Origin of the sequence: Leptothoe sp. LEGE 181152, from assembly GCF_032906605.1 — a bacterium.
Lineage (GTDB): Bacteria > Cyanobacteriota > Cyanobacteriia > Phormidesmidales > Phormidesmidaceae > Leptothoe > Leptothoe turfae.
The window spans coordinates 208,934-232,476 of sequence record NZ_JASATU010000066.1 but is presented as its reverse complement, the minus strand read 5'-3'; the positions used below and the strand labels follow the sequence as shown (position 1 = coordinate 232,476).

The window sequence follows — 23,543 nt, the reverse complement described above, 5'->3', positions numbered from 1 at the left end:
TCTAATTTTATTACTGGCGCAAGGTTGCAAGTTTGTTTTTTAGACTGTCAGCCTGTCTAATTAAATCAGTTTGAGACAGTTCTGACTGGTCTCCCGAACTCAGCCACTTTAGCTGTACAGTGTTCGCTTCAGCTTCGGCGTCCCCCAGAATCAAACAGCCAATAGCGCCGCTGCGATCAGCCCGCTTAAACTGTTTACCAAAGGCACTAGCACTCAAGTCGATTTCTACCGAAAATCCTGCATGGCGAAGCTTCTGAGCAAGCACTGTAGTCGCAGGCTCTGCTTTTTCACCTCGGGAAACGATGTAGAAATCTAAGGCAGGGACCGGTGTACTTTGCAGTTGCTGAAGTAAAATGGTGAGTCGTTCTAAACCAATGGCAAAGCCAATGGCTGGAACGTCTGGGCCGCCCAATTGTTGGACTAAACCATCATAGCGACCACCACCGCAGACTGTAGCCTGGGCTCCAAGATCCGCTGACATAATTTCAAAGGCAGTGTGGGTATAGTAGTCGAGACCTCGCACTAACCGAGGATTAATAGTGAAGTCAATGCCCAGGGCACTGAGCTGCTGTTGCACCTGGTTAAAGTGACGCTGGGAATCATCACTCAGATGATCCAGCAAACTGGGGGCATCGTTGACAATTTCCTGGGTGCGACTGTCTTTACTATCCAGAATACGCAGGGGGTTTCGCGTTAGGCGAGCTTGGGAATCACCGTCAAGTTCATCTCTGTAAGGGGTGAGGTAGTTCACTAAAGCATCGCGATAGACTTGGCGATCGGCTCCGCTACCGACTGAGTTGAGATCCAAGGTCAGAGACTTTAAACCCAGACTTTGGAGGATGTCGGTTGCGATCGCAATTACCTCCACATCCGCCCGTGGATCGCGACTACCCAAAATTTCTACATCTAGCTGATGAAACTGTCGCTGCCGCCCTTTTTGAGGACGCTCATAACGAAAGGCTGGCCCCGTATGCCATAGACGCTGTACACCGCCGCTTGCGTACAACTTATTACCAATAAAGGCCCGCACAAGACCAGCAGTAATTTCTGGCCGCAGTGTAATGGAGCGTCCCCCCCGATCTTCAAAGGAGTACATTTCCTTACCAACGACATCGGTGGCCTCACCAATGCCCCGAGCAAACAACTCTGTTTGCTCAAACATGGGTGGGCGAATTTCTCGATAGGCAGCGCGATTGAGAATATCACGAGCTACTGATTCCACATGCTGCCACACCGTTACCTCATCGGGCAGAATGTCACGGGTACCTCGCAGTGCCTGGATATTGCTCATTAGTGAACTGTTAAAAATTTGCAGTGGGCATTGCCCACCCTATCAAATGATCGCCAGCTTAAACTTTATCCACAACCAGAATTAGATTTTTCTGCAGAAAAGACCACAGATGGCAACTTTGGTTTAAGACACTAGCTCCTGCTGGCCATTGGAGAGATGCTGATCATTATGACCATTAGTAGTGGGCAGGTTGCAACAGTTAACGTCATCGATACAGACCTTGCCCCATTTCAGAGCCCAACGGACCAATGCCACCCGATTACCGGTGGCTGTTTTATTTAGAACATTACTGATGTGGTTATCAACGGTGCGCTTACTAATATCAAGCTCAGTTGAGATTTCTTGATTAGTTAAGCCAGCGGCAACCAGCTCAACAATCTGCAATTCCCGTTCTGACAAGGGAGTTTGCTCTTTTTCCTGGGAAGATTGGCTGGCTGACATGGAAGTACCCTTCACTCACTGCGTATATATGCTTAGTGCTTATTACATCATAACCATTTTTAAGATGAGGCGTGTTTGTTAGCTTTTTTACTTAATCTGCCCCATTTGTAACGGCCTGAGCAGAGATCTAAAATAAACTTGGAAAACTCTAGACATCCAGATATCTAACGTCTATCCAGCAATTGCCCAGCCCATTTCCATAGCCCGGTCAACCGACGACCGAGATTGAGCAATTCGGGGGCAACAGTGTCGCTTTCCACCAGCGGTGTGAATTGTTCCTGTAGTAGCTCCCTCAATCGGTTGCTAGTCAGGGGGCGATTCAGGCGACCCCGTTGGGCAATGGAAATAGAACCCGTTTCTTCAGAAACGACTATACACAGGCAATTTTCAATGCGTTCAGTAATCCCCATGGCTGCCCTGTGGCGAGTCCCCAACTGTCTTGAGGCAATTCTTTCTGAAATGGGCAGAATGACCCCGGCGGCTACAATCCGAGACGCACGGATGAGAATGGCACCGTCATGGAGCAAGGTACTGGTTTGGAAAATAGTCTGAATCAGTTCCTTGGATAGATCGGCGTTCAGCCGTACTCCAGGAACCGAGAAATCATTTTCATCAATGGGGGGGCCAAGTTCTAAAATCATTAGCGCTCCCGTACGTTTTTGAGAGAGTTCCCGAACGGCATCCACCAGTTCATCAATCACACCATCTGGTCTGGATGTGGGGCGACTGGTGGGAGAAAACAGCTGAATAAGTTCGCCCCGTCCCAAAAGTTCTAAAAATCGACGAATTTCTGCTTGTAGCATCAGGGCCATGGCCACAGCGGCCCCAAAGGATAAATTAGTCAGCACAAAACCAAGCAGCGATAGCTTTAGCGCATGGCTAAGAACGGCTGCCAGCATCAGCACAATAAGTCCTCGAATCATCCATAGGTTACGGCGCTCGCCAATAACCACCAACATTAGGTAGATGAGAACGAGAACAAGGGCAATATCGATGATATGGATGAACAGACCTAGCAAATGTCAGCCCCAACCTGGGTTTTCAATATAAGGATCTAAATAGTGCGTTAGACATTGCGTTAGACGCTCGGCTTTAGCATTCAAACCGTTCTTCTAATCACGGTAGCGGGGGCTACGTATCCTGCATATCGCTTTGAGAAGGACCCTGGTTGTTGGCCTGCCAAGGTAACCAACGCTTCCTCTAATTGCATTTACGAGATGCCACGGCAGATCTCAGGATGCACCCAGTTCAAAAATCAGGATTTACAGGATAAGACGCCACAGATAGCGTTAATAACTGTGGACGATTCATTGCTAAAGCGGCGGCTACTGTAAAGACTACCCAAGATGGCCCGCAGCATGTATCTTGGCTTCTATTCTAGGCAACAGCTCCATTGACCGCCAGATAGCCAAGCTCAGCTCCTTAAATAGCTGGGGAGACGGTCGTAGCGGATTAAGTCTGCATCGGTTTCTCGCTCTACTATTAATGAGGCCTCACCGTTTTTCACCAATACGGCTGCCGGTCGAGGAACGCGATTGTAGTTGGAGGCCATGCTGTAGTTGTAAGCTCCAGTGGCGGGAATAGCGACGATGTCGCCCGCCACTAAAACAGGCAGCTGGGCATCGTGAATCAGCACATCTCCCGATTCGCAGTGTTTACCTGCCAAGGTAACGGTTTCACTGAGGGGGGCTGACATTTTGTTAGCTGCTAACACTCGGTAAAGCGACTGATAAGTAATCGGACGAGGATTGTCAGACATACCGCCATCTACCGCAGCATAGGCACGAATACCGGGGACAGTCTTCTGGCCGCCGATGGTATAAGCGGTGATACAAGCTGTGCCAATGAGAGAACGTCCTGGCTCGCAGATTAATTTGGGTAAAGCCACATTGGCCTCTTGGCAAGCTTTGACCATGTTTTCGCAAACGACCTGTGCCCAATCAGTAATGCTGGGTGGATCGTCGGTTTCGGTGTAGCGAATGCCAAGGCCACCCCCCACATCGAGTTCGCTAATGGGTAAACCATGGCGTTTTGCTGCTTCCATCCAAGTTACAAGGACAGCAGATAAATCTTCATGGGGCTGTAGCTCAAAAATTTGAGAGCCGATATGGGCATGCAGACCAACACAAACTAATGATGACTGCTGAGCTACGAAGGTAAAGACTTCTTCTAATTGATCGGGATCAAAGCCAAACTTGCTATCGATGTGTCCGGTGCGAATATAGTCGTGGGTGTGGCATTCAATGCCTGGTGTGATTCGTAGCAGAATAGTTGCGGGGGTTTGCGGACTGGCTAGCGCGCTGAGGGTTTTAAGCTCATGCCAGTTATCGACAACAATGCGGCAGCCTGCGTCAATGCCTCGTTGCAGCTCACCGTGGGATTTGTTGTTACCGTGAAAGTAAAGCTTATCTGGATTAACGCCAGCCGTTAGTGCCGTTAGGAGTTCCCCCCCTGATACCACATCCACGGCTAGGCCCTCTTGGGTTGCGATCGCACACACCGCCAAACAGTTCCATGCCTTTGAGGCGTACATCACTAGAGCCTCTCCCGGATAGTATTGGTCAAATGCCTGACGATACTGCTGACATGCCGTTCGCAGCGTCACTTCATCAAGAATGTATAACGGAGAGCCAAACTCCTTAACTAGATCGACGACATCACACCCGCCAACTTGCAGATGATCCTGTTCATTTACCTGAACACTGAGGGGTAAAAGCCGCTGATTGGGTGAGTCAGACCCGTTAGTCTCCAGGTAGTCAAGGCTAGAACGAGTGGTTTGATTTGCAGAAGGAAGTGTGGAAACCATAGCTATTGTCAGAGGTTGTCAGCGGGTGAAATCACCCAATGCAAGCTTCCAGTGTACAATTCGTCACCGATCACCCTCTGGCTTCTTCTGAGAAAGTATCTATTTACCTGGACCTTTTCATACGCGTGATGACAACACTGACCTACCAAGTTTTGACCGATGAGTTGCTGCCTGCTGTATTGCGGCTCGATCAGGTTTGCCTGGGGGGGCTGTGGACTGAAGCTGGCTACCGACGCGAAATTGACAGTCCCAATAGCGATCTACTTGTACTTTTGGCCAATCAAGATGTAATTGGTCTAGGCTGTCTATGGGCCATTCTAGATGAAGCCCATATCACTACATTAGCCATTCATCCCGATTATCACCGCCAATACTTAGGACAGCTCTTGCTCATTCAGCTGCTACAGCTGGCACGTCAACGCGAACTCACCCATGCCACGTTAGAAGTGCGAGCGTCTAATCAAAAAGCCCTGAGTCTGTATCAAAAATTTGGCTTTCGCACAGCCGGACAACGTAAGCGATATTACCAGGACGGCGAAAATGCCCTCATTTTATGGCGCAGCCATTTGCAAAACCCTGAGTTTCTACAACAGCTAAAGCATTTAGAACTTGAATGCACAGAAACATTTCGTCAGCATCAATACCAATGGCACCCATGTAACAATCACTAATTAATACGTATTAAATATTTATGTGCGTAATGTCACGGAAAATCTGTGGAGTAAAATCTCTAAATTCAAGGCGTTTGCCCCCTAAACAAAGGCCCTGTCAGGCTTAAATCTTGGTTAAGGATGTCAGTAATCGGTGGTACACGATGTAACGAGCGCGACCAAGGACAATGCCGCCTGACTTCACTCCCAGATCTACCCAAAAATTGTTTAAGTGAGTCTTTTTTTAGCGCTAGATCCATTGCAAGTCGTGAATACCGGCACAGTTTCAGCAAAAATGGCTGTGCTAGAATCATGGCAACTCCGCACAAGCCAGGTGATGAAAAGCCGCCATGTTTGAACGCTTTACAGAAAAAGCCATTAAGGTGATCATGCTCGCCCAGGAAGAGGCTCGCCGACTGGGCCATAACTTTGTGGGAACTGAGCAAATCCTCCTCGGTCTCATCGGTGAAGGTACCGGTGTGGCCGCCAAAGTTCTGAAGTCCATGGGGGTAAATCTCAAAGATGCTCGGATCGAGGTCGAAAAGATTATCGGTCGCGGTTCCGGGTTCGTCGCCGTAGAAATTCCCTTCACACCACGTGCTAAGCGGGTGTTAGAGCTGTCCCTGGAAGAGGCCCGTCAGCTAGGCCATAATTATATTGGCACTGAGCATCTGCTCCTTGGCCTAATTCGCGAAGGCGAAGGCGTGGCTGCCCGTGTACTAGAAAACCTTGGTGTCGACCTGTCTAAGGTTCGTACCCAGGTGATTCGTATGTTAGGTGAGACCGCTGAGGTCTCCACTGGTGGTAGTCAAGGTCGAACGAAGACGCCCACCCTGGATGAATTTGGTTCTAACCTGACTCAGATGGCCTCAGAGGGCAAGCTTGACCCTGTGGTTGGCCGTCAAAAAGAAATTGAACGTGTTATTCAGATTCTAGGCCGTCGTACCAAAAATAACCCTGTCCTCATTGGTGAGCCAGGTGTGGGTAAAACTGCAATTGCCGAGGGTTTGGCCCAACGCATTGCCAACGGTGATGTCCCCGATATCCTTGAAGAAAAGCGGGTTGTCACCCTGGATATTGGTCTGTTAGTGGCAGGAACCAAGTATCGCGGTGAATTTGAAGAGCGCCTGAAAAAAATCATGGATGAAATTCGCTCAGCTGCGAATGTCATCCTAGTAATCGATGAGGTTCATACCCTGATCGGTGCGGGTGCTGCTGAGGGCGCTATTGATGCTGCTAACATCCTCAAACCTGCCCTGGCTCGGGGTGAGTTACAGTGCATCGGTGCCACCACCCTGGATGAGTATCGTAAGCACATTGAGCGAGATGCTGCCCTAGAGCGTCGTTTTCAGCCTGTGATGGTGGGTGAGCCCAGCGTTGAGGAAACCATCGAAATTCTGCACGGTCTACGCGATCGCTACGAACAGCATCATAAGCTCAAGATTCTTGATGAGTCCTTGGAAGCTGCGGCCAAGCTGGCGGATCGTTATATCTCTGACCGTTTCCTTCCCGATAAAGCCATTGACCTAATTGACGAGGCAGGCTCTCGGGTACGACTGATTAATTCCCAGCTTCCCCCGGCTGCTAAAGAATTGGATCGGGAACTACGTAGCGTTCTAAAAGATAAGGACAATGCGGTACGTTCTCAGGATTTTGACAAAGCGGGTGAGCTTCGCGATCGCGAAATGGAAATTAAGGCTGAAATTCGTGCGATCGCTCAAAGTAAGCGCACTGATGAAGCTGGTAGTTCTGATTCTCCTGAGGTTACCGAAGAGGACATTGCCCACATCGTGGCATCTTGGACTGGCGTACCGGTTAATAAACTGACTGAAACTGAGTCTGAGAAGCTGCTTCACATGGAAGATACGCTGCATCAGCGCGTTATCGGCCAAGATGAAGCTGTGAAAGCAATTTCTCGGGCAATTCGTCGAGCCCGTGTGGGTTTAAAGAATCCCAACCGACCCATTGCGAGCTTTGTCTTCTCTGGTCCTACCGGTGTTGGTAAGACCGAGTTAACCAAGGCATTGGCCGCTTACTTCTTCGGCTCAGAAGAAGCGATGATTCGCCTTGACATGTCCGAGTTTATGGAACGCCACACAGTTTCTAAGCTGATTGGTTCTCCTCCGGGCTATGTCGGCTATAGCGAAGGCGGTCAGCTGACTGAGGCTGTACGTCGTCGCCCTTATACAGTCGTTCTCTTTGATGAGATTGAAAAGGCCCACCCTGATGTCTTCAACATGCTGTTGCAGATTTTGGAAGATGGCCGTCTCACCGATGCCAAAGGCCGTACAGTTGACTTCAAGAACACCTTGTTGATTTTGACCTCCAACATCGGTTCTAAGGTTATTGAGAAAGGTGGCGGTGGCCTTGGCTTTGAGCTAGAGGAAGATGCAGCTGAGTCTCAGTACAACCGCATTCGTTCTCTAGTTAATGAAGAGCTGAAGCAGTACTTCCGTCCTGAGTTCTTGAACCGTTTGGACGAAATCATCGTCTTCCGTCAGCTTACTAAGCCTGAGGTTAAAGAAATCTCCGATATTCTGCTCAAAGAAGTCTTTGGTCGGTTAACCGAACAGGGAATCACCCTAGAGGTAACGGACAAGTTCAAAGAGCGTTTGGTGGAAGAGGGCTACAACCCCAGCTACGGTGCTCGACCGTTGCGTCGCGCCATCATGCGTCTGCTAGAGGACACCTTAGCAGAGGAGATTCTATCCAGCCGTCTACAGGATGGAGATACAGCCGTCGTCGATGTGGATGAGAAAGGTAAGGTCGTTATCGCACCTAAGGAGAAGCGTGAGCTACTTACCCAAGGTGCCGATTAAGCTGCCCTAGTCTCAGTTCATTTCACAAATGACTTCTTGGAAAAGTTCCGAGAAGTCATTTTTAATGGCCATGCTTGGGCCAGATTGAGGAAACGATATCGCTTAAATAATCGCTTAAATAAGTAAGTTATTAACTATTGTAAACAGGTCTGATGCTTCCTTGCTTCCCACAGGCGTCAGATTTGATAATGGTTTTACCTCGCAGCGACTTCGTTGCAAGGTTATGATTGCCGATGGGATTCGGCGTATTTATTGCTGAACGTTGCTGTTTTTTGGAATAACTTAATCTGTAAGTTGCTAAATAATTCTTGGAATTCTTGGCAACGCAGCTAAAAATATTTCCTTAAATTAGCAACAACATTGCTGTTTGATTAGGAGCTTAGTTAGAGTGCTGGACAAACTTTTAGGTAAAAAGTCTGGATACTATTTAGAATTACCCGAAGAAGAAATCGCGGCTATTTCTGAGCCCACTGCTACGCCAGCACCTGCTGCTGCACCAGCGCCAAAGCCCGCTGCAGCGACAGCCAAAGCTCCTGCGGCTAAAAAGGTCAAGAATACTGATAACAAAGCATCCGAAACAGCTGCCCCAGTGGCCACTCCAACTGCCTCTATTTCAGATCCTATAGAACTAATTCGTACAGCACTGGCAGCTTCAGCTAATCAACCGCCAGCACCTGAACCAGAGCCAGCTCCCACATTTGATTACACAACCCCCGTTGCTAAGGCAAGTCGTCGTCGCCCAGGCCCCAGCATGTCGTCGTTTAAGTCCATGGCCAAAGCGATGAGGAGAACTACCGCTGGTTTCTAGTAAAGGCTGGATACAACATCCCTGCTGATAGCGCCCGGTGGCGAATCAATTCTATACCCAAAGGTCGGGCTAATCTATCAAGCTCGACCTTTGGGTGTATAGGAACATGCGGTTGATGCCACCTAGCGCTGGGCATAGGCAGCGATCGGTTCCTTGATAAATCGAATATACAGGTGCTTAAAGGTAGATTTCATCACCCGTGGCATGCCGAAATCAATGGGCATTAGCTTCTCGGGTAGTTGCCAGTTATCGATGTACAACTCAGCCGGTGACTGTAGAACAAAATCAATGTTAGTGGGGCATAGTCCAAGGCGTTGAGAGGCTGCAACGGTTGGCACTTGAGATGGCTTGATCTGAAGAACATCTACCATGGCCCGATCTAGAGCATAGACATTCTGTGATGCACCTAATACCCCAAGGCGTCGTGGTTCACCGCCGCTAGGTCCGTTACCTTCATGACCAATGATGCCATCTAAAATTGTCAGGTCTGGATCAATAGCTTGGGCAGTTTCCACCAACATTTGAGCAAATTTCTGACAGTCCTTACCTGATTCCATATGCCACCAGGCTTTCATTTTTCCTGGCACGCAGCCGAAGAGATTTTTGACACCCAATGTTAGCGTGAGCTGAACGTGGGATTTAACCTTAGGTAAATTGATCACCACATCGGCTTCCATTGCTTCTTTCGAGAGCAGCAGGTTATCAAAATTACCCTCTTGCTGAAACTGATAGCGTTTACCGTGGAGTTCCACAATGGGTAGGTCAAGTTTCTTTGCCCACTGCAGTAGACCATTGGCCTTAGCAACACCGTAGGCGCTACCAAAGGCTGGGCTATCACCCAAAAACGGTTGGCCGCCAACTTCTTGAACCAGTTTAGCCACACAATAAACCAACTCTGCCCGCGTAGTGCATTCCTTGGTAGGACGTGCGCCTGTGAGTAAATTAGGTTTTAAAAGAACTCGCTGGCCTGGTTTGACATAGGCTGCCATGCCACCTAAAGGAGCCAGCAGGTCACGAAGCTGCTGCTCTAGGGTGTCGATATCGTAGCTGGTAGCTTTGAGCAGACTGACGGAAACCATAGATTATTCAAGAAAATGGTCAATTTCATTATTTATTGTGAATCTGGTGGCCCTAAAGTGCAATCCAATATCTGATGTAGGGTCGTTCCATGGAACGACCCTACATGAAGAAATGCCTGGTTGATCCTGATGCGCAAGTAGAGTATTGACGACAAAAGGTGGGCTTAAGATTGTAGGGTGTCCAAGGGGACGATGATGCCCTCAGGATGCTATAGAAGATAAGAAAATAATGCTGAGCCTGTGGGCAAAGACAAGTGGGACCTGGATTAACGTGGTGCTGGTGCTATTGGGTACCACGAGTGGGCTAATTGTAAGGGGACGATTACCTCGGGCGATGCAGGATGTGATTACCCAGGCGGTGGGGCTGATCACTCTATTTATCGGAATGCAAATGGCTCAGCCATTGACTGAGGTAGATGCTGGCAACATTGCTGGTGTGATTGTTGGTTTGGTGGCCTTGGTTGTCGGTGGTCTGCTGGGCGAGTGGTGGCAGATAGAACGACGACTCATCGCTATTGGGGATGCTTTAAAAGCCAGATTTGGCGGCGGCGGTCAGTTTACTGAAGGGTTTGTTGCTGCGAGTTTGTTGTTTTGCATTGGCCCCATGGCAATTTTGGGCAGTCTCAACAACGGTCTTAGCGGTGATGGCACAATTTTAATTATCAAGGGCACTATGGATGGCCTGGTGTCGATCGCGTTGACCGGTAGTTATGGTGCGGGTGTTGGGTTTTCGGTGCTGCCCGTGGTGGTCTATCAGGGTGGTATGTCTTTGTTGGCTGGATTGTTGGCCAGTGGGATTGGTGATCCGGCATCTTCCCCCAGTGTGTTGTTGGTGACCGGTGTGGGTGGGGTCATTATTCTAGGGTTAGGTTTGAATTTGTTAAAAGTGGCGACTATCCGAGTGGCCTCATTTTTACCAGCGCTATTGTTGACACCACTGCTGTATAAACTTTGTCAGTTGTTGAGTGTTTAGAGACTACACTGCAAAAGCAGTTTGTTCTTCCATAATGCCAATGAGTACGGAGACTAAACTGTCTAAATCTCCTGGTAGTTTAAACAGTTCTAAGTCTTGAGTGATTTGTTGTTTCTGCGGATCGAGCTGACCAAATCGCCACACTTCACCAATGGTTACGGCACCAAATAAGGGGTCTAAGGATTCTTGTTGTTTTGCCAGGGCAATGAGTTCTACGGCTAACTGTGTAAAGCCTCGCGACAGATCGTCGTTTTTTGCCTCAATAATTAAAAACTCGTGATCAGATCGTAGGAGATAATCCAGATTACCTTTAAGCCATTGACTAACATTGAGGGGATATTCAATTTTGAGCTGACAATTGCAGAAAGCAGCTATTTCTATCAGGATAGGAGCTACCAAGGTCTCCCGACGAGCAGTTTCGCTAGTCAAACTCACTACTGGCAATGTACGTTCAATGCGCTGTTCTAATTCAGCAAGCTGAGGAAAGGTGCGTTTTCCCTGAGGTAAAGTAATTCGTGCCCTTTGTAGGCGATAGCCAAACTCAGCCAGGATATCCTCTGGATCATAGGTCATTTCAAAATATGACCGAAAGGTATATGAACGCTCAGGATCTAGGATTGGTGGTTTAGCCATTGAATTTACCTTTTAACCTAAGGCTCTGAAATACAGAAAGCACTTTAACTATAGCGAAGCTTCTAGTAAACACTTGAAGACAGGTTTGACTCATACGCGCATCCATTTTTTCAGGACTCGCATGGGCTGACCGCTTTTCGGTTCGGTTTGCTCTTTGCTCCAGGCATTGGGATCAGCAAAACCAAGCTTATGGAGGTGTTTGATGATCAGGTCCATGGTAATGTTTGAGCCGATGAGGGTGATGAGGACCGATTCACGGTGGGGTGCTGCTGGGAGAAGGACTTTGGCTTTAGGGGGTAAAGTTTGTTTCCCTGTACCAACGGGTTTTCTCTGCTCGTAGTACACCTGCTGATCCAGCAGCTTCACCGGGAATATCTTCTCTATAAATAAAGACTTTTGTTTAATAGACAATTCGGCCATATGACAATATCGATCAGAACTCTAAAAGGTGATCAAAATGTGCTCAAGCAATGTAGCCTTTCATTCTGTTGAATCTTGATATCTTCCAAAAAGCTTAAATTCAGTTTCAAAGAGTCATCACATAAGCAATTAGTTAAAAAAATCTTTTGGGAAACTACAAACTCAGTAAATTACGCATAATTTGAATAGGCTTTCCGTACTTTAGCTAAACAAAAGTGAATTTATGCCTGATCCCGGAACCAAGGGATGTTAAATACCCTAAAAAAACACATTTGAAGGTGCCTAAAAATCACACAAACGTTCGTTAATCCTACTGTTCACCTGATAAGATACTTAGATACCCGATCTTCATGTATTCTCCTATACATTTGGGGCTACAGAATCAATTGTCAGTGAATTTCTATGGCTGGTTCATCTATTGAAGTTATCGTTACTCTTGAAAATCCTGAGCTTTCTGATGAAGAAATTCAAGTATCTGTTCGCACACTAAGAAATCAACTGGCCGAATTGGAAGAGCTACAAGATGTAATGCTACTCCCTGTCTCTGAAGCATTGCCTGGTGCTAAAGGGATTGGCGGTTTTGTATTAGGTAAACTTAAAGCCCTCCTAAATTTAGATGCTTTGAAAAAAATGGTGGGGGTTTTAGGTCAAAACCTCTTTGGTTCTTCAATAGAAGTTGAAGCTAAAGGCAATGGTAGAGAACTAAAAATAAAAATTCGAACGCCTGAGGACCTACAGCAGGTGATGCCAGAAGTAGAACGCTTTATCAACGGGTGATCTAACTATGGCTAAATATGCATTGCTTGTTGGCGTAGGTACCTACGAGAATGATGCTTTTCCTGCACTCCCTAGTGTCATAAACGATATTCAGCGTGTTAAGGAAGTTCTAGAAAACGAAGAACTCTGCAACTTTGATTCAGTCACTGTATTAGCAAATCCAGAACGACAGGTGCTAGAACGGGGGATCTACAATCTCTTTGCGGACAAGAGGCCAGATGACGTTGTTTTAATGTATTTTTCTGGTCATGGCGTCAAGAATCAAGAAGAAAAGCTATTTTTAGCAACTCCTCAAGTTGAGAAAAATGGTAAGGGGGTGATTATTGACCCAACGGCTGTAAAGGCTACTTATGTTCAATCTCAAATGGATAGTAGCCGTTCTAAGTACCAGGTTATTATCTTAGACTGCTGTTTTAGTGGTGCTTTCGCTAATGATTATATTCCCAAAGGGGAAGCTGACTCTACAATTGACTGTATCCCAAGCCTTGGAGGCAAAGGACGAGCCATTCTTACTTCATCCTCATCCATAGAATCTTCTTTTGAAGATAAGTCAATTGGTCTATCTGTCTATACAAGATACTTTGTTGAGGGTATAGAGTCTGGAGATGCCGATTTTGATAGAGATGGACGTATCTCCGTCGATGAACTACATCGCTATATTGAGCAAAAAATTCGAGCCTATCATCCCCAAATGACCCCTAGGTTATACCCTGTTGAACAAGGGTATAACATCTTTATTGCAAAGTCCCCAAGAGAAAACAGTATTGCCTCCATAAGTAATGCACGATTTGGATTGATGTTGGTTGGTAATGTTGTAGATTTCTCTAATCTGAGGGGAGTAGATCAGCGTCATGTGCTAAAGGTGCTTTGGGATTTTGTGATTCAACATCCGTTGCTAGCGCGAAACTATTCTGCTGAAACTGATGGAGCACTGGATAGGTTTATTGCTGTTTGGCCTGCTGTAGAGCACCAGCGTTTGATTGATTTTGCTTGTGAACTGATAGAACATATGCAAAATCAACGACCTCCGACTGATCTTAAAATTGCTCTTCACCAAGGATGGTCTGAAAGTATTACAAGAGCTGGGGAAGATGATAACCACTTAATTGGTGTAGAACTTAATGAGTGTGCCCGTCTAGCTCGTATTGCTGACGCTGATCATATTATCCTTGCAGAAGAGTTCGTTAGATCCTGGGCAAATCAGCAAGGTCCAAGGGTATATGCTTCCTTAAGGCCTAAAGATCCAGAAAACCCTTTTGAAGTTTTTGCTAAACCATATGTACCCCAAAAGATCTTTGTATATAGGCGCAACAGAAATCTGCAACGCCCTCCCAAGCTACCTAGAGCACTTAGAGTTATTGACATTGTTCGGCAACAGCTAGAAGAGGTTTTGTCAGAAATTGATGATGTTTTTCTTGAGCTACTTCAGTCGAATAACCCTAAACTTACTTGGGAGACGGTACGTCCAAGAATATCAATTTGGGTTCCTGATTTTCAGGATAAGAATGCTCTGCGCTCCACCAAATATCGTTATCTAAAGCGTTTGGATCCAGATGATTTCAATGGTTTACATAAGAAACCTAGTAGTACTAAATATCGCCTAGAAGGACAGGGACAAGGGCCACCAGGTCGATGTTTTAAGTCTTTACCTCTGAAGCCTATAGTTACTCATCGTCTGGCTGATTATAAACAGAACCCAGAAGAGTATATTGAGGGGCTCCAAGATTTCGATCTTCCTCGGCAAACCATTGAAAGTTTAGGGCGTCATGCCAGAGCATTTATTACGTTTCCTTTCATGTTGGCAGATGATGGGCAACCTGGTGGTGTAGTGTGCATTGATACTTTGTCAAGCCTTGAGGAAATAGATGAATCAGACTTGAAGGATATTGCAGATGACCTTATGGATTTTTATGGATCATTCGTTGCAACACTTTGGGAATTAAGAGTAGGTATGAGCCTTTAGAATTATTTCCCCCTGTTACAAAGCAGTGTTATATTGGTGACCGTGCCTTACTCTTGTCCACCTTATAGGCGTACGTAAAAGGATATCTTCATGAGCGAGAGTAGTGATCTGAAACGCCCTAGCGACGCTGATGATCAACAGCCAAACTCAAAAGAGGATGAGACCTCTTCAGTTAAGTCTAAGGCGCGTATTATTTCTATAAGACGTAGACATCAGAAAGCTGCATTCAGAAGATCCCGTAAAGTCTTTGAGCCCAAGGATATTGACGATATTAAGATCAGCTTAGTTTTCCCTCGAACAGATCCTCAAAACGCTTAGTGTACAAATCCTAGAGGTTGTTTCTAATATTTTTATTGTTTGTTTTGACAACAATCTCCCCAGAAAGCTAATTGACTTTTTGGCTATTATTCATCAAGAAATATCCGCATATCTTGGAATGATATAATCAGCGTTTTAAGAACTTCAAAATTAGAATTTTAGTGATGTCATTAGCTACTTGAATTAATATCAACTCCTCTTGGTTGCCCATAATTACAGCGCCTAAATCACAGGGTTTATAAGTATTTTTATTAATGGTAAGCATCCGGGCTTGATATGCCCTCCTTAAAGGATCTTCTTAAACACCACTAACTCGAACAACGTCCTTGGCTATATTAGTAGCTGAGTTAGGGGCCGCAGTAACAGTTCCAGTAATTTTTATTCTGTACAATAGCACTAGCCTGCTAATGCTGTTTAGCTGATTGTGCCACCTCATGCCCTTCACCACTGGCTATTCCGTCCCTCAAACCGAGCAGCCTCGCTCCCCGCGCGAGACACTGCCTACTATGTATGACCTACCCAGCGAATTTCCAGAGGAACCTGGTTTGCCAGACGAATTTCATGACCTACAACCCCAACTGCTGAGCCGTACTCTGCGCCTACAAGATTACGCCGCCGACAACCGCTTTACCGGCTCTGACCTTAACCTTTATTACGATGTTCAGCACCCCCTCTGGCACAAACGCCCTGACTGGTTCTTAGCACTCGACGTCCCTCGCCTCTACGATGGCCATGACCTACGCCGTAGCTACGTCGTCTGGCAAGAAGGCCAAGCCCCCACCATCGTTGTAGGATTTTTATCCCCCCGCACAGAACAGGAAGACCTGGGTCGATTTTTCAAAGATAGCGATCAGATTCCTGATGACGATAATAAAATTCCCGAAAGCAGAGTGAGCAATGCCCACCCTCCGGCCAATGGTGCCGAACGTCCTCCTAGCAAGGTCGACGTTTATGAAAAATATCTACGAGTTCCCCATTATCTGGTCTATAGCCGTTATACCCAGCGCTTGCGCTATTTTAAGCTCGTTGGTCGCCGTTATGAAGAGCAATCCATCCAGGATGGCACCCCTATGATTTGGCTAGACGACCTAAAAATCGGATTGGGCCTATGGGAAGGCTACTTTGAAGGGTTGCCTGGCCCATGGCTACGGTGGTGCGATGTAGACGGTAACTGGCTGCTAACAGATACCGAGCAAGCAGAAAAACGGGCAGAACAATTAGCAGAACGTCTTAGAGCGATGGGGGTTGATCCAGACACAGTTTAAGCAAGGAGACCATCAATGTCGCTTATTGAGCCAGGGCCTAGGGGGAATTGTAACGATGGGCAGCACATTCACCCGATGGGTCATGCTGAGAATTAAACCGAGATGGGTCATGGGTTTTAGCGGCTAAAACAATTTGACCGTTGTCGTTAACCTGGGCGTAGCTAGCCTCAAGCATAGGTTGAGAATTTGAGATTGTTGGTCCCTCGATGATCACAGTCTCGCTTTCAGGTGCTGATGTTGTTGCCGCATCAACATCATTTAAAAAACGCAAATCTTGCCAGCCACCTGATGTTTGTAGTCGCTGGGTAGGATTTGTCGGTAGTCCATTTTGGCCACCAATAACAAAACTATTGTTACTATCAGCGGCGCAACCTGCAACAATTTGATTCGTCGGATCGTTAATGGTGGCAGGTAACTCCACCAGGCCGCTGTCGGGTTCTAGCTCAGGTGTGTTGAGGTCGACCACACCGCTAAACTCAGGTCCCAATGCTGATGTGGCTGTAATGTCACTTGCAGGTGTGAGGTTTTCTCTAAAGGCGGTGCCGAGAATATTTTGGGCGGTGATGCTAACTCTTCCCCCTCTGCCTCGTTGAGCATTGGCTGTAATATCGCTGTTTTCAAGGGCGATGAGAAAAACAGTATCAATGTCAATGTTGCCACCATCGGCATTACCAGCATCGGTGTTAATGTTACTGCCCTGCCTTAGTAACAAAATGGGCGTTTGTAGTTCAATGTTGCCGCCAGCACCTGTGGTGGTAGCGGCGTTAATGGTGCCGCCATTTTCTAGCCGAATCAGGTGGGCGGTGGCATTTAATGTGCCCGCATCCCCAGGCCCTTGACTATTGATTGCGATCGCACCCCCATCTCTAATAATCAGCTCACCTGCAGTGACCTGTAGCTCTCCCGCTGCCCCATTGCCCACCAGCCCCGGAAAATCAGCCCGCCCAGACGAGGAGACCAGGCTACTGGGCAATTCGACAATTACCCCTAAGGGTTGTCTTGTACCAGTGCCGCTGATTTCTAACACATCGGCCACATTGACGGTGAGTGTGCCCCCTGGCCCATCGCTGAAGGTAGTGGTCGAAATATTGGCCCCATCTCGAATAAAGAGATTACCGGTGTTGAGTATTACATCACCGGCAGGAGCCCCGCTAAAGCTAGATGTACCCGGACCACTGCCAAAGCGACCATTTGGGGATAAGCCAATGATTTCAGTGGTGCCGCCGACATTGAGAATGACATCTCCAGCAGGACCGCCCAATGGAATCACTGCGTTCCCCAAAAAAGCCCCCGTTTGATTACTCACCTGAGCGCCCCCTGTCATAGTGAATTCCTGAGTATTGACCGTAATATTCCCCCCCGAGCCGGTACCAAAAATGCTGTTGGCAAAAATGCCCGTAGGCGCAACGGCTCCTACTGGGGTATCTAGCAATTCAACTGACTCAGTGGCATTGACGATCAATTCACCGCCATCTCCTGCGCCAAAGGTGATTGTTTGTAATAGTCCGCCATCGCGCAATACCAGACGCTGAGTATCGAGAGTTAAATCACCGGCATCCTGGGTGGTGCCTTGGAGAGTGCCCGTTAAGATAATTGAACCGATGATTTCAACTGACTCAGTAGTCTTGATAAACGCATCGCCACCCGCACCATTGCCACTAGTCGTGGTTGAGATTAATGCTCCGTCCTGCAGGCGTAACTGGGGCGTATCAATCCTTAGTTGACCCGCTGCTCCGGCTCCATCACTGCCGGCTAATAGTCCACTTTCAGCAGCAGAAATATCTAATGTGCCTTGAAGGGCACCGATAATCAGGGTTTGTAGTGACTGAAACCCAGTCCCGCTAAGTTCAATCGAGTCGCTAGCCCGCAGGATCAGATTACCTCCAGCTCCATTCCCTGCCGTGGAGGCCGATAGCAAGCCGCGATCGCGAACCTGAAGCTGCCGTGTATCCACAATCAGGTCGCCGCCCATGCCATCACCAATGGTATCCGTACTCAAACGGCTGATAATCTGACCATTGGCCGACTCTCCTTGCACGGTGACCGAATCAGTGGCCCTTATCCTTAAATCTCCCCCTGATAATGGCCCCTGGGTTACCGCTAATACCTGGGAACCGTCTTCCACAAGAACTGTTTGTCCCCGTAGGTCAATGTCTCCGGCCCCAGGGCCACTGGTGTTAAGTAAGGCTCCCTGACTCAGGTCAATTGCGCCAAATCTTGAGACGGTGTTGTATTGCAGATCAAAACCGTTGGTAACAGGCCTTAGTCTGACTGTCCCCTGGGCCGCACTGCCAATTTCTAACCGTCCCGATGGTGCCGACACAGTGCCACCGACTACCCTGACATCACCTCCCAATAAAGCCAGGGTATGACCAGGGGACACAAATAAACCGGGCCGTGTGGGTGGAAAGTCACCTGAACCTTCCACAAGGATATCTCCTGGCGTTGTTCCTAGCTGCAACCCCACAGGGGTACTCACGGTTAATAACGGTGGAGCATTGGCTGTAGCAGCGCTAAAAACATCGCCATTGGCAAAGACAACACTGTCAGCGCTGCTGGCAATAAAAGAACCCGGCACCTGGAGCACGGCATTGGGACCAAAGATGACGCCGTTGGGGTTAAGTAAAAACAAATCAGCGTTGCCCTGGGCCGCGATCGCACCGTCAATATCCGAGCGTTGCCCCCCTGTCACCCGCGTGATGATCGTGCTCAGGGACGGATCATTCAAGAAAAGAGCCGCCCCGCCAGTAGGTACTGAAAACTGTTGAAAACTGTGGAAAAGAGTTTGACTATCGTCGCTGAGGATACCGCCCGTAATCGGGCATGTAGTACAGCCCTTGGGCACCACCGAGCTAGTCGTGTTGTCAGGCACAATCGGGTCCTGGGTCTGGGCCTGGACTGCTGGGACAATCCCTGGGGGTGCCAACGCACTCAGCAGCGTTGCCATCACCCAGCTGTAACCCGTCAGCTTAGTAGACCAGTCTAATCGGGGTATTACTCGTCGGGGCATTACCAGTCGAGACATGATAGGGAGCCTTGCTTCTATGAGCGTTCATAACATGATTGGCTTGCCCAAAGACAAACAACTTTGTCTTCTTGCCATAGCTTACAAAACACAGCTAGAACGATCGGGAGAATTGTTGAATCATGGGTTTTAATTTACGGATCATTCACTATAGGGTTAAGTCGGTCTTTAAAGGAGCACCTGGATAGAACAAGGCGTTAGCTACCCCATAGAATTAACTGGTCAGGGCTTAGAATCCTGGTAGATTCTAGCGTTCTGGTCTAATCAAGGGAACTTGGCTTGAGTGGATATCCCCTTGCGACCTGGGTGGTTAAGAAATGTATTTATCACCCCAATTATCTGATGGATATCCCGATTTCTACGGAGACAGGTTGAATGACCTTATTAGACATCGTTGCCTAGAAATGTCACAGAGGCTAAACGGCGATGCGACTTGTGCAGATATGTAACAGACGGTTTTGGCGACGTAGCTGGCTAATGATGTTGGCCATAGTCAGCTGCTGGCTATGGATGTGGGGGACGCCCGTGATAGCAAGGGGAGAGCTTTATCTCCCCAGCCCCATTCATCAGGCAAAGACTACTGTAGGGGAACCATTAGCTGAGGGCATCAACCTTGCGGGTCCCAATCTTGAGGATCCCAATCTTGAGGATCCCAACATCAGTGCCCTCAGTCAGGGCAGTGCCTTATTTGCAGCGGGTCAGTTAGTATCAGCCGCAGATGTTTGGCAGCAAGCGGCCAAGGACTATGAACGCCAGGGCCAGCAACTACACCAGGCCAGGGCACTACACTATCTGGCGCTGGCTTATTTTAATTTGGGCCAGTGGGCATTGGCTCAGCAAACCAATCATAAGAGTCAGACCCTATTGGCGGAGACCTCCCAACGGGATGCAACACTGTTGGCCGCCAGCTTAAACCTGCATGGACAATTGCAACTGGTTTTAGGACAGCCTGAGCAAGGAATCGAAACCTGGAAGCAAGCGGCAGCTACCTATGCTTCGGTAGGCGATACCACTGGTCAACTAGGGGCCCAGCTCAATCAAGCGAAGGCACTACAAACTCTGGGATATTATCAACAGTCTCAGCAATTATTAGAACAATCTCTGGCAACAGTAAAGACCCTCTCAGAGCCAACGGTAAAAGCGACTAGCCTCAAACTTTTAGGCACAGCCCTACAGGCGGTGGGAGATTTAGAGCGATCGCAATCCCTACTCACCGAAAGTCTGGAAATTACCCAGACACTGGTGGCCACCACGCCAGTCTTTGCGGATGAAGCCAGTGCCACTTTAGTTAATATAGGTAATACCCTGGCTGCCCAGGGTGACTATGAAACTGCCCTATCCCACTATCGGCAAGCGGCGAATAGGGCCAGTCAGCCGATGTCTCGCATTGAGGCCCAGCTTCATCAGCTGCAACTGTTGGTCAAAACAGGGCAGTGGTCGTCAGCACAGTCTCTGTTATCTACGTTGCCTGACCCATTAACGGCCCTACCACCGGGTCGGGACACCATTTATGCCCAGGTCAACTTTGTTGCCAGCTGGATTCGGGCAGCCCAATCGCCCATCGGCCAACAATTATCTGGTCAGAGGGCAACCATGGCCCAATTGTTGGCCAATGCGGTGCAATCTGCCCAGATGCTATCGGATACGCGGGCCGAAGCCTTTGCCTTGGGACAGCTGGGCCACCTCTATGAGGCCGCTGGGCAATGGCAAGACGCTCAACAGTTGACACAACGGGCAATGCAGTTGGCAGAAGGTCTGAATGCACCTGATTTGAAAACCACCTGGCAGTGGCAGTTGGGCCGCATTTTGAAACATCAGGGAGCGACTAAAGCTGCGATCTCATCCTACAGTAATGCGGTTAAATCCCTCCAGTCCTTAAGACAGGAGCTAGTGGCCCTCAATCCTGAGCTACAGTTTTCCTTTCTTGAAACCGTTGAGCCAGTGTATCGAGAACTTGTCTCACTCCTCCTAGAGCAAGACCCTCAGCAGGCTCAGCTACAACAGGCTAGGCAGTTGATTGAATCTCTACAGCTGGCGGAACTGGATAACTTTTTTCGTCATGCTTGTTTACAAGCAAAATCTCAACTCATTGACACCGTTGATGCGACAGCGGCTGTCATTTATCCAATTATCTTGTCCGATCGTCTGGCGGTGATTGTTTCCCGCCCCGACCTACCCCTGTTTTACTATGAAACGCGTCTGCCCCAGGCCGATATTGAAACCGCCATTGCCCAGCTACAACTTTACTTAAATCCTCACTTTTTCGAAGCCGATCGCCTACAGGTGTCACAGCAGCTCTATGACTGGCTGATCCGCCCGGCTGAGTACTTCTTAGGGGATACCCAAACACTGGTGTTTGTGCTGGACGGCACGTTACGAAATTTGCCCATGGCGGCACTGCATGATGGTAAACGCTACCTCATTGAGCGCTATGGCATTGCCCTCAGCCCAGGGCTACAGCTGCTTGAACCCCAGTCCCTCGATCCGGGGCGGCTGGATGTGCTGACGGGGGGATTGAGTATTTCTCAACAAGGGTTCTCCGCGTTGCCCGGTGTTAACACAGAAGTCAATCAAATTGGCTCTACACTGCCCACCACCACGCTACTCAATCAAAGCTTTACCACCGATCGACTCCAACGCGCCCTCAACGATATACCCTTTTCAGTGGTGCATTTAGCGACCCATGGCCAGTTTAGCTCCAAGGCAGAGGAAACGTTTCTGGTGACATGGGATGGTCGGATCAATGTTCAAGATTTGGAGGCCTTACTACAGCCCAGAAAACGAGACCCGGACCAAGCATTAGAACTCTTGGTACTCAGTGCCTGTCAAACGGCTACGGGAGATAAACGAGCTGCCCTAGGGTTAGCTGGCATTGCCCTGCGGTCTGGTGCCCGCAGTACCCTGGCAACACTTTGGCAAGTGAAAGATGAATCCACGGCCACCCTGATGGTGGAATTTTATCGCCAGCTGGCAGAAAACCCAGACATGAGTAAAGCGGCGGCCCTAAGAGCGGCACAGTTAAGCTTGTTAAAACACCCCCAGTATCAGCAGCCCTTCTACTGGGCTCCGTTTGTTTTAGTGGGTAATTGGTTGTAGTGGGAGGTGGTTTATGAAGTGATGCTAAACCTGGAGGAATGAAACAAAAAAATTAAATAAGGAGGCATCTCAGGCCATGCCATATCTCTCATAGGGAGGGATAACTGATTAGGCACATGGTGCAAACGGCTTCATTCAGATACCTGTTTAAAATCTCCTTTACTTAAAATCTTTGCTGTTGATGATTTAGAGGGTAAATCGATCTAGCAGGATTATCCAAAATCCTTGATTTTTCAGATTGAATCCTCCCAAGAATCAGTACAGCCAAATCTTTTTCATTTTCCATTGATATCAGATACCTATGAAACGTTCTCTACATAACCGCTTGTGTCTGGCTCTACTAGGAATTTTGTCGTTTGGGTCAGTGATTAATTTTGGGTCAGTAATTAATACGATAGCCCAGGTTAGTCCTGCGCCATCCCCTGGTCCCATGAGGGCGTCGCGTCCGGCAACCGCCACTCCCCTAATTATGTTTGAACCGCCTACTGATGAAAAGGTAGATAATTCTCGCGGTGGAGCCTCTCGCCCTGCAGACATAAAATGTATGCAGGATGAATCCTATGCGTTTCCGATGACAGCACTGGTGCCCCAGTCTGGGGTAGGGTTGACGACGTCTTCCCACCCCACCCTGATGGTTTATGTGCCTCCCACAATGGCCACTCAGGCCCATTTAACGTTGAGAGATGACGAGCAAAACGGCGTATATCAAAGCCGTCTACAGATTCCTCAAACCGGGGGGATTCTTAGGATTTCTTTACCGATGGATAGTCCTGAATTGGTCGTGGGGCAAACGTATCATTGGTCCCTGGCACTGCTCTGCCAGCCCACGCAAACAGATCTGCCCATCACCAGTGGTCAGATTCGTCGCATTGACCTGTCTGATAATGACTTGCCCCCCCAGCAGCCCTTGTTGTCCCAGGCGGTTATTTACGGACGGGCTGGTGTTTGGCATGATATGTTGTTAAGCCTGGCACTGCTGAAGGAACGCCAGCCTGAGAGCAATGCTCTCAATGAGAATTGGATTGAGTTGCTCCGGTCTGAAGATTTAGGTGCGATCGCAAACACCCCATTTCTTAACTAGCATTGCATTACCCTATAAAAACTCAGATAAGTCTCCCATCAGTTAGGCCATGGAACTGGTAGAGACTTGAGTCATGGGTTTTCTTGTTTCTCATTGTT

17 protein-coding genes are annotated in these 23,543 nt (G+C 48.2%); 9 read left to right on the top strand and 8 right to left on the bottom strand.

Features of this window, described 5'->3' with window-relative positions:
- Positions 1-10: 10 nt before the first annotated feature.
- The 4 genes from hisS to lysA form a co-directional block, all read right to left on the bottom strand.
- On the bottom strand, positions 11-1,291 hold the full coding sequence (gene hisS / locus QGP82_RS31645; RefSeq protein ID WP_163669795.1) for a histidine--tRNA ligase: 1,281 nt from the start codon (positions 1,289-1,291) through the stop codon (positions 11-13).
- A 123-nt stretch (positions 1,292-1,414) separates the two neighbouring features.
- A complete protein-coding gene (pedR, locus tag QGP82_RS31640) occupies positions 1,415-1,732 on the bottom strand; it encodes a photosynthetic electron transport-dependent transcriptional regulator PedR (RefSeq protein ID WP_163669793.1) in 318 nt (105 codons plus the stop codon).
- A gap of 164 nt (positions 1,733-1,896) precedes the next feature.
- Complete coding sequence (gene cdaA, locus QGP82_RS31635) at positions 1,897-2,751, bottom strand: diadenylate cyclase CdaA (protein WP_006518533.1); 855 nt, start codon at positions 2,749-2,751, stop codon at positions 1,897-1,899.
- Between the two features lie 395 nt (positions 2,752-3,146).
- On the bottom strand, positions 3,147-4,538 hold the full coding sequence (gene lysA, locus QGP82_RS31630) for a diaminopimelate decarboxylase (protein WP_163669792.1): 1,392 nt from the start codon (positions 4,536-4,538) through the stop codon (positions 3,147-3,149).
- 128 nt (positions 4,539-4,666) lie between these two features.
- Here lysA and rimI point away from each other — a divergent pair, with 128 nt between their 5' ends.
- The 3 genes from rimI (at position 4,667) to QGP82_RS31615 (ending at position 8,815) form a co-directional block, all read left to right on the top strand.
- Positions 4,667-5,209, top strand: coding sequence for a ribosomal protein S18-alanine N-acetyltransferase (gene rimI, locus QGP82_RS31625; protein WP_250565158.1), 543 nt, complete (start codon positions 4,667-4,669; stop codon positions 5,207-5,209).
- Positions 5,210-5,538: 329 nt separating this feature from the next.
- Positions 5,539-8,007 carry an ATP-dependent Clp protease ATP-binding subunit gene (locus QGP82_RS31620; RefSeq protein WP_163669775.1) on the top strand — a complete coding sequence of 823 codons (2,469 nt, stop codon included), beginning with the start codon at positions 5,539-5,541 and terminating at the stop codon, positions 8,005-8,007.
- Between the two features lie 388 nt (positions 8,008-8,395).
- Entirely contained in the window at positions 8,396-8,815 is a 420-nt protein-coding gene (locus QGP82_RS31615) for a hypothetical protein (RefSeq protein WP_163669773.1), read from the top strand.
- 122 nt (positions 8,816-8,937) lie between these two features.
- On the opposite strand, the gene QGP82_RS31610 is transcribed toward QGP82_RS31615, so the two are convergent.
- Positions 8,938-9,894 carry an Npun_F2552 family protein gene (locus tag QGP82_RS31610; RefSeq protein WP_499062013.1) on the bottom strand — a complete coding sequence of 319 codons (957 nt, stop codon included), beginning with the start codon at positions 9,892-9,894 and terminating at the stop codon, positions 8,938-8,940.
- 229 nt (positions 9,895-10,123) lie between these two features.
- Here QGP82_RS31610 and QGP82_RS31605 point away from each other — a divergent pair, with 229 nt between their 5' ends.
- Positions 10,124-10,867, top strand: a complete 744-nt coding sequence (locus tag QGP82_RS31605) for a DUF554 domain-containing protein (protein ID WP_163669769.1) — start codon at positions 10,124-10,126, stop codon at positions 10,865-10,867.
- Positions 10,868-10,870: 3 nt separating this feature from the next.
- Here the strand turns inward: QGP82_RS31605 and QGP82_RS31600 are convergent, their stop codons facing one another.
- Entirely contained in the window at positions 10,871-11,500 is a 630-nt protein-coding gene (locus QGP82_RS31600) for a hypothetical protein (RefSeq protein ID WP_163669767.1), read from the bottom strand.
- Positions 11,501-11,590: 90 nt separating this feature from the next.
- On the bottom strand, positions 11,591-11,920 hold the full coding sequence (locus QGP82_RS31595) for a hypothetical protein (protein WP_163696629.1): 330 nt from the start codon (positions 11,918-11,920) through the stop codon (positions 11,591-11,593).
- Between the two features lie 402 nt (positions 11,921-12,322).
- Here QGP82_RS31595 and QGP82_RS31590 point away from each other — a divergent pair, with 402 nt between their 5' ends.
- From QGP82_RS31590 to QGP82_RS31580, 3 genes are all read left to right on the top strand, one after another.
- Positions 12,323-12,697 (top strand): hypothetical protein, encoded by a 375-nt coding sequence (locus QGP82_RS31590; protein ID WP_163698830.1) that lies wholly within the window; start codon positions 12,323-12,325, stop codon positions 12,695-12,697.
- A gap of 7 nt (positions 12,698-12,704) precedes the next feature.
- Positions 12,705-14,660, top strand: a complete 1,956-nt coding sequence (locus tag QGP82_RS31585; RefSeq protein ID WP_499062012.1) for a caspase family protein — start codon at positions 12,705-12,707, stop codon at positions 14,658-14,660.
- A gap of 752 nt (positions 14,661-15,412) precedes the next feature.
- Entirely contained in the window at positions 15,413-16,243 is an 831-nt protein-coding gene (locus tag QGP82_RS31580; protein ID WP_499062011.1) for a Uma2 family endonuclease, read from the top strand.
- Positions 16,244-16,280: 37 nt separating this feature from the next.
- On the opposite strand, the gene QGP82_RS31575 is transcribed toward QGP82_RS31580, so the two are convergent.
- Entirely contained in the window at positions 16,281-19,268 is a 2,988-nt protein-coding gene (locus tag QGP82_RS31575) for a two-partner secretion domain-containing protein (RefSeq protein ID WP_499062010.1), read from the bottom strand.
- A gap of 426 nt (positions 19,269-19,694) precedes the next feature.
- Between QGP82_RS31575 and QGP82_RS31570 the strand changes: the two genes are divergently transcribed.
- Positions 19,695-22,364, top strand: a complete 2,670-nt coding sequence (locus QGP82_RS31570; RefSeq protein ID WP_499062009.1) for a CHAT domain-containing protein — start codon at positions 19,695-19,697, stop codon at positions 22,362-22,364.
- Between the two features lie 301 nt (positions 22,365-22,665).
- Complete coding sequence (locus QGP82_RS31565; RefSeq protein ID WP_499062007.1) at positions 22,666-23,445, top strand: DUF928 domain-containing protein; 780 nt, start codon at positions 22,666-22,668, stop codon at positions 23,443-23,445.
- Positions 23,446-23,543 lie beyond the last annotated feature (98 nt).

Excerpts from the sequence above, each read along its gene's own strand:
- lysA (WP_163669792.1), bottom strand. The coding sequence starts at position 4,538 with ATGGTTTCCACACTTCCTTCTGCAAATCAAACCACTCGTTCTAGCCTT.
- QGP82_RS31570 (WP_499062009.1), top strand. The coding sequence starts at position 19,695 with ATGCGACTTGTGCAGATATGTAACAGACGGTTTTGGCGACGTAGCTGG.
- QGP82_RS31585 (WP_499062012.1), top strand. The coding sequence starts at position 12,705 with ATGGCTAAATATGCATTGCTTGTTGGCGTAGGTACCTACGAGAATGAT.
- QGP82_RS31580 (WP_499062011.1), top strand. The coding sequence starts at position 15,413 with ATGCCCTTCACCACTGGCTATTCCGTCCCTCAAACCGAGCAGCCTCGC.
- QGP82_RS31605 (WP_163669769.1), top strand. The coding sequence starts at position 10,124 with ATGCTGAGCCTGTGGGCAAAGACAAGTGGGACCTGGATTAACGTGGTG.
- QGP82_RS31620 (WP_163669775.1), top strand. The coding sequence starts at position 5,539 with ATGTTTGAACGCTTTACAGAAAAAGCCATTAAGGTGATCATGCTCGCC.
- QGP82_RS31590 (WP_163698830.1), top strand. The coding sequence starts at position 12,323 with ATGGCTGGTTCATCTATTGAAGTTATCGTTACTCTTGAAAATCCTGAG.
- rimI (WP_250565158.1), top strand. The coding sequence starts at position 4,667 with ATGACAACACTGACCTACCAAGTTTTGACCGATGAGTTGCTGCCTGCT.
- QGP82_RS31600 (WP_163669767.1), bottom strand. The coding sequence starts at position 11,500 with ATGGCTAAACCACCAATCCTAGATCCTGAGCGTTCATATACCTTTCGG.
- QGP82_RS31575 (WP_499062010.1), bottom strand. The coding sequence starts at position 19,268 with ATGTCTCGACTGGTAATGCCCCGACGAGTAATACCCCGATTAGACTGG.
- QGP82_RS31565 (WP_499062007.1), top strand. The coding sequence starts at position 22,666 with ATGAAACGTTCTCTACATAACCGCTTGTGTCTGGCTCTACTAGGAATT.
- QGP82_RS31595 (WP_163696629.1), bottom strand. The coding sequence starts at position 11,920 with ATGGCCGAATTGTCTATTAAACAAAAGTCTTTATTTATAGAGAAGATA.
- hisS (WP_163669795.1), bottom strand. The coding sequence starts at position 1,291 with ATGAGCAATATCCAGGCACTGCGAGGTACCCGTGACATTCTGCCCGAT.
- pedR (WP_163669793.1), bottom strand. The coding sequence starts at position 1,732 with ATGTCAGCCAGCCAATCTTCCCAGGAAAAAGAGCAAACTCCCTTGTCA.
- QGP82_RS31610 (WP_499062013.1), bottom strand. The coding sequence starts at position 9,894 with ATGGTTTCCGTCAGTCTGCTCAAAGCTACCAGCTACGATATCGACACC.